Source organism: Acinetobacter sp. neg1 (assembly GCF_000788125.1).
Classification (GTDB): domain Bacteria; phylum Pseudomonadota; class Gammaproteobacteria; order Pseudomonadales; family Moraxellaceae; genus Acinetobacter; species Acinetobacter vivianii.
In genome coordinates, this window is record NZ_JSZD01000006.1 from 1,046,974 (window position 1) to 1,061,197 (window position 14,224).

At 39.2% G+C, this 14,224-nt stretch carries 13 protein-coding genes; 6 read left to right on the forward strand and 7 right to left on the reverse strand.

Annotated elements, in window-relative coordinates; all coding sequences use genetic code 11:
* Positions 1 to 170 precede the first annotated feature (170 nt).
* The 4 genes from PJ15_RS05950 to PJ15_RS05965 all read left to right on the forward strand — a co-directional run bounded on the left by PJ15_RS05950 (position 171) and on the right by PJ15_RS05965 (position 6,203).
* Complete coding sequence (locus PJ15_RS05950) at positions 171 to 1,706, forward strand: flavin-containing monooxygenase (protein WP_171248563.1); 1,536 nt, start codon at positions 171 to 173, stop codon at positions 1,704 to 1,706.
* 68 nt (positions 1,707 to 1,774) lie between these two features.
* Positions 1,775 to 2,695: an alpha/beta hydrolase gene (locus tag PJ15_RS05955; RefSeq protein ID WP_047428926.1), complete on the forward strand. Its 921-nt coding sequence runs from the start codon at positions 1,775 to 1,777 to the stop codon at positions 2,693 to 2,695.
* A gap of 205 nt (positions 2,696 to 2,900) precedes the next feature.
* Positions 2,901 to 3,776, forward strand: coding sequence for a phytanoyl-CoA dioxygenase family protein (locus PJ15_RS05960; protein WP_047428928.1), 876 nt, complete (start codon positions 2,901 to 2,903; stop codon positions 3,774 to 3,776).
* Between the two features lie 417 nt (positions 3,777 to 4,193).
* Complete coding sequence (locus tag PJ15_RS05965) at positions 4,194 to 6,203, forward strand: esterase/lipase family protein (RefSeq protein ID WP_047428929.1); 2,010 nt, start codon at positions 4,194 to 4,196, stop codon at positions 6,201 to 6,203.
* Between the two features lie 45 nt (positions 6,204 to 6,248).
* On the opposite strand, the gene PJ15_RS05970 is transcribed toward PJ15_RS05965, so the two are convergent.
* The gene (locus PJ15_RS05970; RefSeq protein WP_004773551.1) at positions 6,249 to 6,653 is read right to left on the reverse strand and encodes a hypothetical protein; all 405 of its coding nucleotides are present in this window, start codon (positions 6,651 to 6,653) and stop codon (positions 6,249 to 6,251) included.
* A gap of 292 nt (positions 6,654 to 6,945) precedes the next feature.
* The gene (locus PJ15_RS05975; RefSeq protein ID WP_047428931.1) at positions 6,946 to 7,542 is read right to left on the reverse strand and encodes a TetR/AcrR family transcriptional regulator; all 597 of its coding nucleotides are present in this window, start codon (positions 7,540 to 7,542) and stop codon (positions 6,946 to 6,948) included.
* Between the two features lie 81 nt (positions 7,543 to 7,623).
* Between PJ15_RS05975 and PJ15_RS05980 the strand changes: the two genes are divergently transcribed.
* Positions 7,624 to 8,376, forward strand: a complete 753-nt coding sequence (locus PJ15_RS05980) for a hypothetical protein (protein WP_047428932.1) — start codon at positions 7,624 to 7,626, stop codon at positions 8,374 to 8,376.
* Between the two features lie 76 nt (positions 8,377 to 8,452).
* Positions 8,453 to 9,826: an NAD(P)/FAD-dependent oxidoreductase gene (locus PJ15_RS05985; RefSeq protein ID WP_047428934.1), complete on the forward strand. Its 1,374-nt coding sequence runs from the start codon at positions 8,453 to 8,455 to the stop codon at positions 9,824 to 9,826.
* Between the two features lie 90 nt (positions 9,827 to 9,916).
* On the opposite strand, the gene PJ15_RS05990 is transcribed toward PJ15_RS05985, so the two are convergent.
* The 5 genes from PJ15_RS05990 to PJ15_RS06005 all read right to left on the reverse strand — a co-directional run bounded on the left by PJ15_RS05990 (position 9,917) and on the right by PJ15_RS06005 (position 14,063).
* Positions 9,917 to 10,813, reverse strand: coding sequence for a PoNe immunity protein domain-containing protein (locus PJ15_RS05990; protein WP_047428936.1), 897 nt, complete (start codon positions 10,811 to 10,813; stop codon positions 9,917 to 9,919).
* A gap of 73 nt (positions 10,814 to 10,886) precedes the next feature.
* A complete protein-coding gene (locus tag PJ15_RS18810; protein ID WP_413772463.1) occupies positions 10,887 to 11,123 on the reverse strand; it encodes a hypothetical protein in 237 nt (78 codons plus the stop codon).
* A 91-nt stretch (positions 11,124 to 11,214) separates the two neighbouring features.
* Positions 11,215 to 12,030: a hypothetical protein gene (locus PJ15_RS05995; protein ID WP_227504684.1), complete on the reverse strand. Its 816-nt coding sequence runs from the start codon at positions 12,028 to 12,030 to the stop codon at positions 11,215 to 11,217.
* Positions 12,031 to 12,055: 25 nt separating this feature from the next.
* Positions 12,056 to 13,189: a hypothetical protein gene (locus tag PJ15_RS06000; RefSeq protein WP_052138560.1), complete on the reverse strand. Its 1,134-nt coding sequence runs from the start codon at positions 13,187 to 13,189 to the stop codon at positions 12,056 to 12,058.
* A 25-nt stretch (positions 13,190 to 13,214) separates the two neighbouring features.
* On the reverse strand, positions 13,215 to 14,063 hold the full coding sequence (locus PJ15_RS06005; protein WP_047428938.1) for a type VI secretion system immunity protein, TaeI family: 849 nt from the start codon (positions 14,061 to 14,063) through the stop codon (positions 13,215 to 13,217).
* Positions 14,064 to 14,224 lie beyond the last annotated feature (161 nt).

The window sequence follows — 14,224 nt, forward strand, 5'->3', positions numbered from 1 at the left end:
ATTGGCTTAATAATATTCACATGCCTAGACTTCACTCGATTTAAATCGAAGTGAATGTGGACTGGATCAAGGACTTTGTTCATCAGGGAAAATGAAGATTATAAAAATCATCATCTTAGGAAATCTAACTGATGCTCAATTTATTAAAATTGTGTGAAGAGGAAAAAGATATGAGTACATCAGACCAAATTGCTATTACTGATGTTTTAATTATCGGCGCAGGGATTTCAGGTATTAGCGCAGCATACCATCTAAAAAAATATAGACCGAATACGACATTCACTTTGCTCGAAGGCCGCGACGAAATTGGAGGCACATGGAGTCTGTTCCGTTACCCAGGCATTCGTTCAGATTCAGATATGCAGTCTTTTGCATTTGGCTTTAAACCGTGGACCAATAAAAGGGTTTTTGGCAGTGCTCAAATGATCTGTAATTATTTAAAAGAAACGATCACTGAGAATGACATCGAATCTCATATTCGCTTTGGCCATTATATGACTAGTGCCGAATTCTCATCTTCTGAAGGTCTTTGGACAGTAAAAGTGAAGCGTAAAGATCAGAAAACTTTAATCACTTTCCGCTCCCGCTTCTTACTGATGAGTACAGGTTATTATGACTATGATAACGGCTATACACCTGAGTTTAAGGGAGCTGAGGAATTTCAAGGACTCATTATTCATCCTCAACACTGGCCAGAAAACCTCGATTATTCTGGCAAAAAGGTTGTGGTGATTGGTAGTGGTGCAACAGCCGTGACCTTAATTCCTGCGATGGCTGACAAGGTCGGGCATATTACCATGCTCCAGAGATCACCAAGCTATGTCATGGCAGCGCCAAGTACAGATGCAATCGCGAATACTCTCAATAGTGTTCTCTCACCACAACGTGCTTTCGATCTGATCCGCCGTAAAAATATTGCCTTGACACGGGGCGTCTACAATTTAAGTCGTCGCTTTCCAAAGCTGATGCGTCGCTTTTTAATCTCGGATGTACAACGAAATCTACCAAAAGACTTTGATGTCGCCACTCATTTTTCACCGAAATACAATCCGTGGGATGAACGTTTATGTGTTGTCCCCGATGGCGATATGTTCAAAGCGATTTCTGCGGGTAAAGCATCTGTCGTCACCGATCATATTGAGCGTTTTAGCAAAGAAGGCATTTTACTTAAATCAGGAAAAACGCTGGAAGCCGATATCATTGTGACCGCTACAGGCCTTAATGCGGTCGCATTTAGCAAGACACAATTGATTGTGGACGGGAAAAAAATAGTTTATCCAGAGACCACAATTTTCAAATCAATGATGTTATCCGACATTCCCAATTTTGCTTTCGCATTCGGCTACACCAATCTGGCATGGACCTTAAAAGTTGATCTGGTCTGGAAACACTTCTGTAGATTACTGGATTACATGGATGAAAATAAGTACGCCACATTCACACCCGTCATCAGTGATAAAAGCATGAAACGCATTCCATTTGTAGACCTGAACTCAGGCTACATTCAACGAAGCATCGCACAATTTCCAATGGCAGGTACACAAGGCCCATGGATTGTAAAACAAGATTATAAATTCGATGTTGAGCGACTTCGTAAAGGTCCTGTTTTCGATAAAGAACTAAGTTTCACCCAGATTAAGCCGAAGAAAAAGCCAAGCGTTGTTACCACAGAAACAATGCCAGAACAAATCAAAATTCAGGCTTAACACAGCGATTTACATTGACATCTCTTATTGCCAGTAGCAGTCAGGGACATAAATCGATCAAGGAAAATATGATGGAAAATATTAAATTTACAAGTAAAGGAATTACCTGTGCCGCATGGTACATCCCTGCAAAATCAGATGAATACAAGTCTTCTCAAGGACGACCTTGTATTATTTTGGGTAACGGTTTCGGTGGTACCAAAGATACGGGTTTACTTGATTTTGCCGAGCCTTTCAGTCAGGCAGGTTTTGATACTTTCGCATTTGACTATCGTGGATTTGGAGAGTCTGCTGGACTACCAAGACAGCATGTCTCTTATATTCAACAACGAGAGGATTATCATGCCGCGATCGAAGCTGCACGGAATTTACCCCATGTCGATGGAAGTCGTATTGCACTGTGGGGCACGTCTTATTCGGGTGGTCATGTGGTGGTCGTTGCTGCACAAGATCCAAAAATATCGGCTGTCGTCTCCATGAATCCGGCAACTGATGGTTTAGCAGCTCTAAAACAAGTATTCCAATATGGCGGAATAAAACAGATATCGACTGCAATCGGTCATGGCATAAAAGATTTAATGCATGCCATCACTCAACGCCCTCCCCATCTCATTCCAATTGTTGGACAACCCGGTACGGCTGCAATGATCAGCACACCCGGTGCCGAAGAAAGCTATACCTCTATGGCAGGTCCGACTTGGCGGAATGAAGTCTGTGCTCGTGCAGCTTTGGAAGTTTCATACAACCGGCCTGTAGCTTTTGCAAAAAATGTGAAATGCCCGACCTTGATCCAAGTGGGTGCCAATGACCAAATTGCACCACCGAACCCAGCCCGAAAAACTGCACGTCTGATTCAAGGCCCAGCTGAATTGCTGGAATATCCAATTGATCATTTTGATTTCTATACCGAATCATGGGGTGAAACCGTGCTAATTGATCAGATCAATTTCTTGAAAAAGACACTTGCTCCACCCTCCCTAGAGAAATGAAAGTTTATAAATTTTCATTGTAGAAAAACATTTAATTCAAATACATACATAAGTGCATAGCATTCTGCGACAGCCTCAAAAATTTAATCAGCTATCGCGATGAAGACTAAAAACTGAAGCGTTATGTATGAACACCAATCGCATCACAAAGCAGTTCATTTAAATGCTTTGAAATCATATCAATCAGGATGGATAAGGAAATCTTATGTCACTCGTCAAATTAAGCAAAGATACACAAATCGATGAAATCGTTTCGATTATTAAAAGAGATGGTGGTGTCATCATTGAAAATTTTTTAAATGATGAAATAACCCAAGATATTTATCAAACATTATCACAGCAATTAGAGTTGATCCCAGACGGAGAAGATGAATATTTTGCAGGTACGAAGACCCGCCGAATGAGCCGTTTATTTGCACGCTTGCCACAAATGCCCTTGGTGGCAATGAATCCAGTATTTTTAGATACCGCAAAATCGATTCTTCAAACCCCACTACAGGCATGGAGTGGTGAAAATAGAATTGAACTCTATCCAGACATTCAGGTAGGTGTGACTCAAGCGATTCAGATCTGGCCAGGTCAAAAAGCACAACCCTTACATCGTGACGATACGGTATGGATGTGGCAACACCCAGGTTATGGTCGTGAAGCCAGAGTCCAGATTATGTTTGCTGTGACTGATTTTACAGAAGAAAATGGCGCGACTCGCGTCATTCCTGCCAGCCATTTGTGGGATGATCAAAGAGTACCTAAAGAAGACGAAACCGTCGCGGCTGAAATGAAAGCTGGAGATGCTTTAATCTGGATTGGTTCGACCTATCATGGTGGAGGTGCCAATGTCAGTCATGCACCTCGTATCGGACTCACGATGTCTTATGATCTTGGCTTTCTCAGACAGGAAGAAAACCATTATTTATCTCTATCCACCGAAACAATTAAAAGCTTCCCAGATGAGCTAAGAGGATTGCTCGGCTGGAATATGAGCACCACTTTTGTCGGATTTGTCGAACATGAAGGCAAGATGATGAGTCCAATCGATATGTTAAATGTTCAGGAGTTTAAAACCACTGGGATTATCTGAGCCTTAGTATCTGGAAATTGGAAAGTAAGAAAACGTCGATCAAGTCGACGTTTTCTTACGCATTTTATCGCCAATCACTGTCTTAATATTTAAAAATTTCTGGATGCTTTAAATATTTTCATCACATCCTTATCAGTTCATTTAGACCATCAAATCAATCACTGGTCTGCAAGAGTTTATATGCAACTGTGCTCTGCATATTTTAAATAACCATCAATGTAATTCTATATATACCCTTCCTCACGTCAACGTGAGTCAGTGGTTTCGGTAATAGGGTTAAAATACTCAATCGAAGCTGATTAATTCTCTCATCTCCACACTGTTTCCACACTTTAATAATCGTCATTACACAAACATTCAAAATAATACCAGTATCAAAACTCCCCCAATCTGGACAGAATGCCGAAGGGTCAATTTATGAAAAGACTTACATTTCCTCTATATCAGCCGCTGTGTATTCTGACTGTATTTAGCGTTCTAATAACAAGTGGCTGTCAGGTGGTTAGCCTAAAAAAACAGACACTGCATACCACCATTGCCAATGAACGTAACAGTATTCTCACTCAAAATAAATTAAGTGGCGCCAGCCTGAATCTGCTCTATATGTCGGATATGGACATGAAACTGTGCATGAAAAATCCAGATGCATGTATTGTCGATCTGGAAAAAATTCCTCAGGTACAGACAGAACAATTATTATCCGCCGCTAGTGAGTTATATCTCTCTAAAGCTTTGGCACTTGCAGACTCACATGATTGCAAAATAAATAAAAACCCTAAAACCAGCGTTAAACCCGCTCCACAGGTGAATGAATGTTTAGACCAACAACTGCAAGCTTTAGATAAAAGTATTCGGTACAGCTATGCCTATCTGTTTAAGACCTCTCGTCAGCCTCAAGACCGTATTTTCGATAATCGTCAGGTGCAAATTCGGGACTTCTATAATCAGGCACTTAATCAGTTAGTCAATGTGTACAGTGCGAAGAATTCATCAGCAACGATTCCAGACAGTATTAAAATTGGTGAAAGTACCTATAGGATTGATATTAATTCCTATCCCAAACTACAAGGTAAAAAGCTTGAGAAATTTACCTCAAGCTATAACATGAATTTCTCTGGATTAAGAACCATTAACCGTCGTGATGGTTTCGGTGCAGATTTCGTCGCGGTTTTGCACACTAAAGAAAATGACCCCAAAAATGGAAATCCCTATATTCTTGATCCATTGAACTATGCTTACCCAAATGGCGTTAATCCCAATATCCATGAAGCCCATTATCTTGCGTCGACGCTGATTGCTCAGCCAGTCGATGAGCAAGCCACACTCAGCGAGATACTCAATCGGCCTGATTTCAAAATAAGAATCTATGATCCTTACCATATCGAAAAGATCAAAATTGAAAATAAAGAATATTCCCTTGCTGCGAACTTCTCTGCACCCTATGGTTTATGGTTAGCGGAGAATAACTTGGGCTCTGCAGCATATCTAACCTTGATTGACCGTAATCAACGTTTGACCATGCCTCATCTATATATGCTTGAACCTTATAATCCGAATAAAAAAGTGATTGTATTGATCCATGGACTCGCTAGTAGCCCAGAGGCGTGGATTGCGGTGACCAATGAAATTATGGGCGATAAGACGCTACGTGAGCATTATCAAGTCTGGCAGGTATTTTACTCAACCAATATGCCCATTCTGGAAAGTCGCTTTCAGATTTCTGCTTTACTAAAACAAACGTTTGCCTCTCTCAATCCCCAAGATCCTGCATCTCAAAATGCTGTTTTGATTGGTCATAGCATGGGAGGAATTATTAGCCGCCTTTTAGTCAGTCATGCGGATATTTCAAAAGAAGCCTTACCAATGATGAGTAACCATGTACAAGCACGGATGAGAAAACATCCCGTCATAGGCGAACGTTTAAAGATGGAACCGATTCCAAACTTTGATCGCGTCATTTTCCTCGCTGCGCCTCATCGTGGAACAAGCTACGCCGACCGCTGGTTTACCGTCACTGCACGAAAGATTATTGGACTGCCCTCAGCATTTTTAAAAACATTAACCGATACACTCACGAGCTATGATGATGATCTTAAAGATTTTGTCAGAACCATCAATAATAGGCTGCAAAATGGCCCTAGCGATTTGAGTAATAAATCTGAGTTTATGGAACTCACCTCGGGTATACAGCCTAAAGAAGGTCTAGTTTTTCATTCCATCATGGGCAATATCACCAAAAGTAATGATATGGATAAGATTACCGATGGCATTGTTCCTTATAAAAGTGCCCATTTAGAAGGTGCGATTTCAGAGAAAATCATTAAAGGCGGGCATTCTATTCAAATAAAGCCTGAAACGGTATTGGAACTCCGCCGTATCTTGAGCCAACATTTAACCGAGCATGATTTATACAAAGTGAAAAAATAAACATCCAAAGCTAAAGTGACAGCACTTTAGCTTTTTTTTCTTTTATTACTCGCTTTCCTGTATTCTTTTGCGAATTTCTTCTCGCCATTTCAGTGCATTTTCTTGTTGTTTATTGAGTAATACGCCTAGCATATAAGCGGTCACTGCTGCACCAATCAAAGCAATGCCACTTTCATAAATGATATCGATAACGAACTCAAGCACACCTTCGGATAAGAATGCTAACATGCCAGAAAATTTAAGAAACTTGGCGATTGCTACAACCAGAATCCCTAATAATGCCCCCGTCCATAAAAAGATTTTATGGATATTAATCGGCGCTGTGACTTGGTCAATTTGATCAGGATATTTTCGATAGTACTCGATTTCCTCCTTTGTCACTTTAGAGGAAGATTTGAATAATAATTTAATAAATAATGTATCTTGATCGAGTTTAGAATTTTTCTTCATAGATACCGTGCATTATTAGTTTTCTTGTCTTTAATTTTACTGATTGTTGTTGAAGAAGGAACCCTCTTTCACAAGAACGGGCCTTTATAACAGTTGAATAAATCTCTCTTTGGTCCTTTCAATCAAGCTTAAAGACGCTCAATTTAACCTAGCCCACTCCTAATAAGATGCATAATGATTTGCTCTCTAAACAACATCAATATTCGGATAGGTTAAATAAAGCATCTTGAGCGCTGGTTTAATTCAGAGCATCTTTTCCCAAGAGATCTTTTTCAATTGATTCTGCTAAAAATCAGATTAAACGATTCAACAGCATTAACACAGTTTGTTCCATTTGCTTTTGTTTCTGTGTATCCGTAACGCCTTGAACACTGAATCCCCAATATGCTTCAAATAAACAAGCCAGTACGTAAGCAGTCGAACTAATCGCATCTTGAGTTGCGTTTGGATACTCTTGTGCCAACTGATTTTCAAAATCAGGCAGCCAATGCTTTGTCCAAAGATCATGCAACATCTGCTTGATCAACGGATTTCTGGCACTTTGCGCAACCAGTTCTAACCAAACAATCAAATCATCCTGACTCCGATAAACTTCGGGCGTGAATAACATGACGATTCTTTCGCTCAATGGTTTTCCACTAAACCGATGAATAATTGCAGTGCCCATTTCTCCAATATAGTGCTCAATGAAAGCATTGATTAAATCTGCACGTGAAGAAAAATAATGATGTACCAGCGTGCGTTGCATGCCTGATGCTTCCGCTACTTTGGCAAAAGTAATTCCTTCTAGTCCTTCCCTAGCAACGACTGAAACAGCAGCTTGAAGAATTTCATATGACCGTTCATGTGCTTTACTCGGTCTTCCTATCTTGTTTTCCATCATCGTCATAAATAAAAAAAATGTTTACTAATTAATCATACCATATTATTTTACTGACATGACAGTCAATTAATTAAAGGAAGTCATATTATGAAAATACTTGGACTTGCTGTCGGTAGCGAAATGGACGCTACAACAGCACAAATCTTAACTGATAGTGAAATGCTGCATACCGCTATTCTGGAAATTATCAATATCTGTGGGCTGGTTGCCTGTATTGTTCTGGCGCTTTCGGGCTGGATTTATGGCACGAAATTTCTCAAGAAGAACAACTACCTGCTTGGGCTAGAATGGTGGATTGTTGCTTTTTCTGCGACAAACTTTGTGTTGTATATGCTGACAGGTGGGCATGTTCATTATTCAATTACAATGTTTCTGGATTCATTCTCACGCAGCTTTGGTATGCCCGTCATTGCCGTACTGGGCTTAATGGCACTGACCCATAATTATAAACCCACAGCGTTGAAGGAAGTACTGCTGTTCGCCGCTGCATTCGCGGGCACATTTGTTATCTTCTCGGCCGATTTCTTTGACGGGATACGCCCGTATTTTTACGTCGTCATGTGGGTGATTCTTGCGATCTATCTCTGCTACTTCATTCTTTGCTTGGCACGTGCTGGGGAAACTCTGCATGCCGTGGCGACAACATTCACTTTAATCGTCAGCCTCGCCGTCGCAATCGTCTATGACTTCTTCCCGATCCCTGGCGATGATACGCATATGATCTTTATGACTTGGGCATTTATTACCTGGGCTTATGCTGTCATCCAGTTGTATTACGCCTATGACGCACTGGCACGTTCTAAGACACTTTCCAGAGCATCTCTGATTCCAGCTCACTAATCCATACATCACCGCATCATTATTTTTAAAATCAAACACCGTACAGGAGTACGGTGAAGATAAAAAAGGATAGCAAATGAATCATATCAATGAAGAAATGGCGAACTACAACCCTAAATCGTTACCCTTTCGTCTTCTGGGAGGCTGGATAGAGCAACCTGATGATCTTCAACCCGAACTGGAAGGTTCCGACAGCGCTGATGTCATTGTAGTTGGAGCTGGTTTTGCAGGATTATCTACAGCCCTTGAGCTGACTGCCCGTGGTGCAAAAGTGATTGTGCTTGAACAGGAGTTTGGTGGCTTCGGTGCAAGTGGGCGTAATGCTGGTTATCTGCTCGGCAGTATGGGAATTGAGTTTGAAATGTTCGCAAAACGCGTCGGCGTTGAGCATGCACGAAAATTTGTGAATTTTTATGACGAAGCCGTGTGCTACGTCGAAAAGCGTCTAGCCGAGTTGGAAATTCAATGTGATTACAACCCTTCTGGCATCATACGTGCTGCGATTGATCCTTCTCAGGAAAAATGGCTACGTCGCAGTATGGAGGTTGGTCGTGAACTGGGGTCAATCACTCGCTTTGTAGATCAAGCCGAGATGCGCGCTCGCGGTATTCCACCAGCGTTTCTATTTGGTAGTGAGCAACGTGGCGGCACGCTCAATCCCGGTAAATATGTCAGCAGTTTACGTCGTGCGGCAATTCAGGCAGGCGTTAAGCTCTATGAAAAAACGCCCTTGCTGTCTTACAGTGAAGGCGCGGAAATAACCTGCAAGACTCCACGGGGTCGTGCAACTGCCCCAATCGTGGTATTGGCGACAAATGCGTTCACACCACAGTTGGGGTTACTACGTGATAAGGTAGCGCCGATACGCGTATCAGCAATTGAAACCGAGCAATTGTCTCCAAAGCAATTGGCATCTTTGGGTTGGCAGAATAGAGAAGGAATTATTACACCGCATCTCATGATGGAGAGCCATCGTCTCACAGCACACAATACGATGGTGTTGACGGTGAAGAAGTTAAATTATGTTTATGGTTCAAAGACCCCGAACATACCAGATCAAGATGCCTATGCCGCATTGGTACAAACCTTACGTGAACGTCATCCTACCTTGCAAGGTCTTGGTATCAAGCATTGCTGGAGTGGTTACGTTAGCGTGGCATATGATTTTCTGCCTGTGGTAGGCACCACAGGAACGCATCAAAATATCATTTATGTTGCTGGCTGCACTGGACATGGGCTTGCCACTCAATCCTTTATGGGGCAGTTGCTTGCTGAGAAAATCAAAGGCGTTGAGAGTCCTATTTTAACTGCCCTGTATCATAAAACGCCTTCGACCCTCCCTGAGCCATTGCAGTGGTGTGCTTTTAAAACCGCTTTCTCAGCGGCTGCTTTTTATGATCGTCTAACGGACCGTAAAGCACGTTCTATTGCCACAGATTCAGTGAGATAAGAAATCTTTAAATAAAAGCTCTATAACAAATCTCTTTCTTATATTTGATGAAAGCGAAGAAAATCAAAATGAAATAGAGATTTGTTGGAGTTAATCATCTAAAACCACTTTTGACTGTGTTCGAGCAAAATCAACCAAATCTTTTGGATAGAACTCATGTTCACGATATGACGTATCATCTATATCCAGCAACCACGTTACCGCTGCTGCTTCCCATGACCAATAGCCATAGTAACCTCTTCCTGATCTTAAATCAGTTTGAGGATGTTGATCATAATAAGGCTCTCGGCTGCTCGCCTCATACCAATCTTCTAGGTATTGCAGCATTAAAGCTGGACACTTTTCAGGTGAAGCATTAAACACTTTAATGAGCTTACGATAAGGCAAATGTCGTCTTGCTTCATCTGGTGGAGTTCCACGATCTGCAACAAAAGGAGCAACTAAACGTTCAATTAATCCATCTTTTTCCTGTCCTTCAGGTGTTGCTTCTACATAGTCAATGATGGGCATAATCCGATCTATCTGATCCGCATAACCAGTCAATAGCCCAAAACAGATCAGACGCAAAGCAATATACCAATAGTCTTCTGTTCCCAAACTGATATGCCAAACAAATCGTCCATCTGCATCAGAGCTTAAATTATATAAATGACTAGTTTCCGCATATTCTTCGACCCAATGCAATAAATATAGGTATAACTCTTTTAAAAATTCGATGTCACCACCAGCGGAATACTGTAAAGACATTAAATTTAAAGCATCTCTTAAGCGTTGATGCCCTGCTGCGATATAACCGCCATATTTTTTTTCATTTTTATAATTACTAAAGCCATCTGTAACTGAATATAAGCCATTTACAAACTCATCAAAATTTTCATGATAATCCTGTTTTAATAAATAGTTATCTCTAAAACAGTCTTCATCAGTAATTTCTAACGCCAACCATTTCTGCCAATCTATTTCCTGATCATTCACTATTATTGACATTTCTAACGCTCCAGCATTTCATTCGGTAAAAGTAAAAAAACCATCCAAAAGAGGATGGCTTTTCTCAAATGATTCAATCATTGCTCTCTATGTCTAAATACCAAATGGTTTCACCCCAAGGGTTATTCGGAATTTCAGGCATTGTTTCACCTTGATCAAAATAGCGTTTTTCCATCTTATTTGCTGGACTCCACCAATCTCCAGATCTAGGGCAAACTTCTCCAACTCTACATTTTAATTGGCTATATTGTATTTCATCATTGTCTGGATGATTAATTTTATCCCATGTTTTTCCATCAAATCTAATCAATTGTTTATAGCTCAGTACCCAAAGAACTCCATCCTTCTCCTCAACAGAAATGACTCCTTGTATATCACTTAACTCAGGAACGATGGAATACTCAGAATCTGCATATATATAGTCCCTGCTCTGACGCTATATATATAGCCTCTTGATAAAAAGCTGCATTATAAAAAGTCGAATTTATACTTATATTTTTTAAATTTTTAAATCCATCATCTATATTTCCTTTCAAAAGCGTTCCGTATTGGCCGGAAATTAAGACACTCTTCCCATCAGGGCATAACGTAATACTATACAAAGCAGATGGTGTGATTCGGTTGACTTCTATCCAATTACTACCATTGAAAAAAGCAATGAAGCCATCGTCCCCTTTTGTTCCACAAACATAAAGATGATCATGAGCAAAGCCATTGATATCGTATAAATTTCGCTCAAATGAAAAATCACTATCTAGAGAGAAAATCTCTCCTTGTTTTACTTCAAGAGGCTGTTCTTCTAGATTAAATCCTATATTGCTCCAACTGTCCCCAGCATTTAAATATACCTGTCCACCATCACCACAAGCATAAAGCTCCTGTCTTACTGTACGCAATTTATTAAATTGCCCATAAATTTTTTCCTCTAATTTAAATCTAATTTCTTGATGCTCATTATTATTTTGTTGAAATATCCCTACATCCCCCTCTTGATCAAGCGAAATAATGGAAGGTTCGCCCTCTCTACTTTGGTAAGCAACTGAAATAACTTTCCATCCTTCCAAATCCAAACATGACCAGTTTTGCTGTTCAAAATGTTTATAAATTATTGTTTTACTAAAGCAATCCCATGTATCCAATTCATCAATATTTGCTGATAAACAGAATCTATGGGCGCTAATAGCACATCCAGAAGTAAACGTAATAGGATTTTTCATATATTTGATCTAATAAATATAACTATTACTCACCATCGAATTGCCAATATACTTCGCCCCAATCAGTGACTAATTGAGGGAAAGAATCACCTTGTCTAAAATAATCTCTTGAATTAAGTTTCGCAACCGTATACCAGTATCCTGACTTAGGACATTTTTCATTAGCACTAACAGTTAAAGATATTTTCTGGTATTCTTTATTATCAGGATGATCAAAAATCCTCCAAGAAACCCCATCATATCTGCCCACAAGCTTATTCGTAAAAATCCATAAAATATTTTCAGTACAATCCACTTTAAATACAAGATTACTATCAATCTCCTCATGAACTTTAACTTTGGTAATTTCATTTTCATGAAATTTATATAGACCACATGCTGAACCTATATAAACTACTCCATTAAATTCAGTTAAAGAATAGAAATCATCTTTTATACTTAAGTTTGTTTTCCGAGTAAAATCAGTATTATCATTAATTTCTATTAAATTCCCATATGTTCCACATATAATTAATTTACCATCTTTTTTCAAAAGAATTGAATATAGTGTAGCTGGAGTAACCTTTTTCAATATATTCCATTGATTACCATCATAATTAGCAATTAGCCCATTATCTCCAATACGACCTACACAGAAATAATTACCATCCACTTCACATATATCAATAACAGAAATATCATCTTCATGATCAAGCGAATCAAAATTCAGTGCTTGATTATCATTAATATTTAGCCCATTTGAGAAATCAGACCACTTAAAATCATTAACATAAACCTGACCATCATATCCACAAGCAAATAACTTGCCATTTTGAAATTTTATTTTAGAGAGATAGCCACGATCATTACTCCACTCATGATTTAAACCAGCTCCATCTATATGTTTAAATTTACTATTTTCACCATCAAACTCCTCAATCTCACCTTCATCACTTAATGCAACTAACTTTTTATTATTTTCAACATTATAGAAACATACATCCACTACAATAAAATTAACATCATGATAATACCATCCTTGCCCATTATCTTCAGTATAATCATACATAAACAATCGACTAAATTGCTGATTATCATCAAATTTATCCAATGAGCTCGATACATATACCATATCATCCGAGATAGCGCATCCAGAAGTAAAGGTAATAGGATTTTTCATGTATTTTATCTATTCAATATGATCATTACTCACCATCAAACTGCCAATATACTTCGCCCCAATCCTGATTTTTAATTTCAGGCAACACATCTCCTTGTTTAAAGTATCGACGAGAATTTTCCTGAGAAACAGTAAACCAATATCCTGATTTTGGACAAATATCCCCTGCTTTTACCGACTCCTGCTTTATAGAATCTTGACTTACTAATTCATCAACATTGTATGAAACGCCATAGAGTGCAGTAGAAAGATCTCCAAAATCCCTTAGATGAAGTGGCGTTACCTGCTTTAATAATTTCATGTGGACTGGTAAATTAACTTTTGCCAAATGGCTTAAAGACTCTTCACCACCTAAAGCAAGTGCAGGCTCAAAAGCATACATTTCATCTGCTTTTAAAACACCAAGTTTTTTCACCGCACGATCAAATAACTTTTTCCCATTTTTATCAATATGATCTAATGAGTCTTTATCCGAGTAGAAAAAAAATAGATCCCCATAGAATTCTGCAGTTTCCGTTTTTTCCCCAGTATCATGCAAAATACCTTCCATCGGCTTTATATAATATCTATAAAAATTATTTTCACCCCAAATTAACAGCTCACCAAATGCGGTACGCGCTAAAACATGATAAACATCATCATCAGGCAATAGTGTCTCTTCCAACCAATCATAAATTACTTCAGCGTAATTATCTGGATTGGTAATCCAGTACAAACCATTTAAATAGCCTGCAAAACCAAACAATCGCCATTGCTCTAAAATACTTTCAGGCAATTTACCCCGATATTTTTTTATTATGCTCTCTGTAGCTTCGACTTTATCAATTGGCTGACCATATTTTTCGTAAAAGTAATCAATATCTTCTTGGTTCATCTTACTACTCTCCATTACTTACAACGCTTCAATTCAACATCCATGCATCTTTCCCCTTAGCCTTAGCTGCCGCAGTATCCATACTAGCTAGACGCTCCTTTGCTGCCATTTAAGAACCAATTGAACGGTTTTGTCTTTACTTAATTATTTGAAGCTTTAAT

Excerpts from the sequence above, each read along its gene's own strand:
- PJ15_RS05985 (WP_047428934.1), top strand. The coding sequence starts at position 8,453 with ATGAATCATATCAATGAAGAAATGGCGAACTACAACCCTAAATCGTTA.
- PJ15_RS05950 (WP_171248563.1), top strand. The coding sequence starts at position 171 with ATGAGTACATCAGACCAAATTGCTATTACTGATGTTTTAATTATCGGC.
- PJ15_RS05970 (WP_004773551.1), bottom strand. The coding sequence starts at position 6,653 with ATGAAGAAAAATTCTAAACTCGATCAAGATACATTATTTATTAAATTA.
- PJ15_RS05955 (WP_047428926.1), top strand. The coding sequence starts at position 1,775 with ATGATGGAAAATATTAAATTTACAAGTAAAGGAATTACCTGTGCCGCA.
- PJ15_RS05975 (WP_047428931.1), bottom strand. The coding sequence starts at position 7,542 with ATGACGATGATGGAAAACAAGATAGGAAGACCGAGTAAAGCACATGAA.
- PJ15_RS05980 (WP_047428932.1), top strand. The coding sequence starts at position 7,624 with ATGAAAATACTTGGACTTGCTGTCGGTAGCGAAATGGACGCTACAACA.
- PJ15_RS05965 (WP_047428929.1), top strand. The coding sequence starts at position 4,194 with ATGAAAAGACTTACATTTCCTCTATATCAGCCGCTGTGTATTCTGACT.
- PJ15_RS06000 (WP_052138560.1), bottom strand. The coding sequence starts at position 13,189 with ATGAAAAATCCTATTACCTTTACTTCTGGATGCGCTATCTCGGATGAT.
- PJ15_RS06005 (WP_047428938.1), bottom strand. The coding sequence starts at position 14,063 with ATGAACCAAGAAGATATTGATTACTTTTACGAAAAATATGGTCAGCCA.
- PJ15_RS05990 (WP_047428936.1), bottom strand. The coding sequence starts at position 10,813 with ATGTCAATAATAGTGAATGATCAGGAAATAGATTGGCAGAAATGGTTG.
- PJ15_RS05995 (WP_227504684.1), bottom strand. The coding sequence starts at position 12,030 with ATGAAAAATCCTATTACGTTTACTTCTGGATGTGCTATTAGCGCCCAT.
- PJ15_RS05960 (WP_047428928.1), top strand. The coding sequence starts at position 2,901 with ATGTCACTCGTCAAATTAAGCAAAGATACACAAATCGATGAAATCGTT.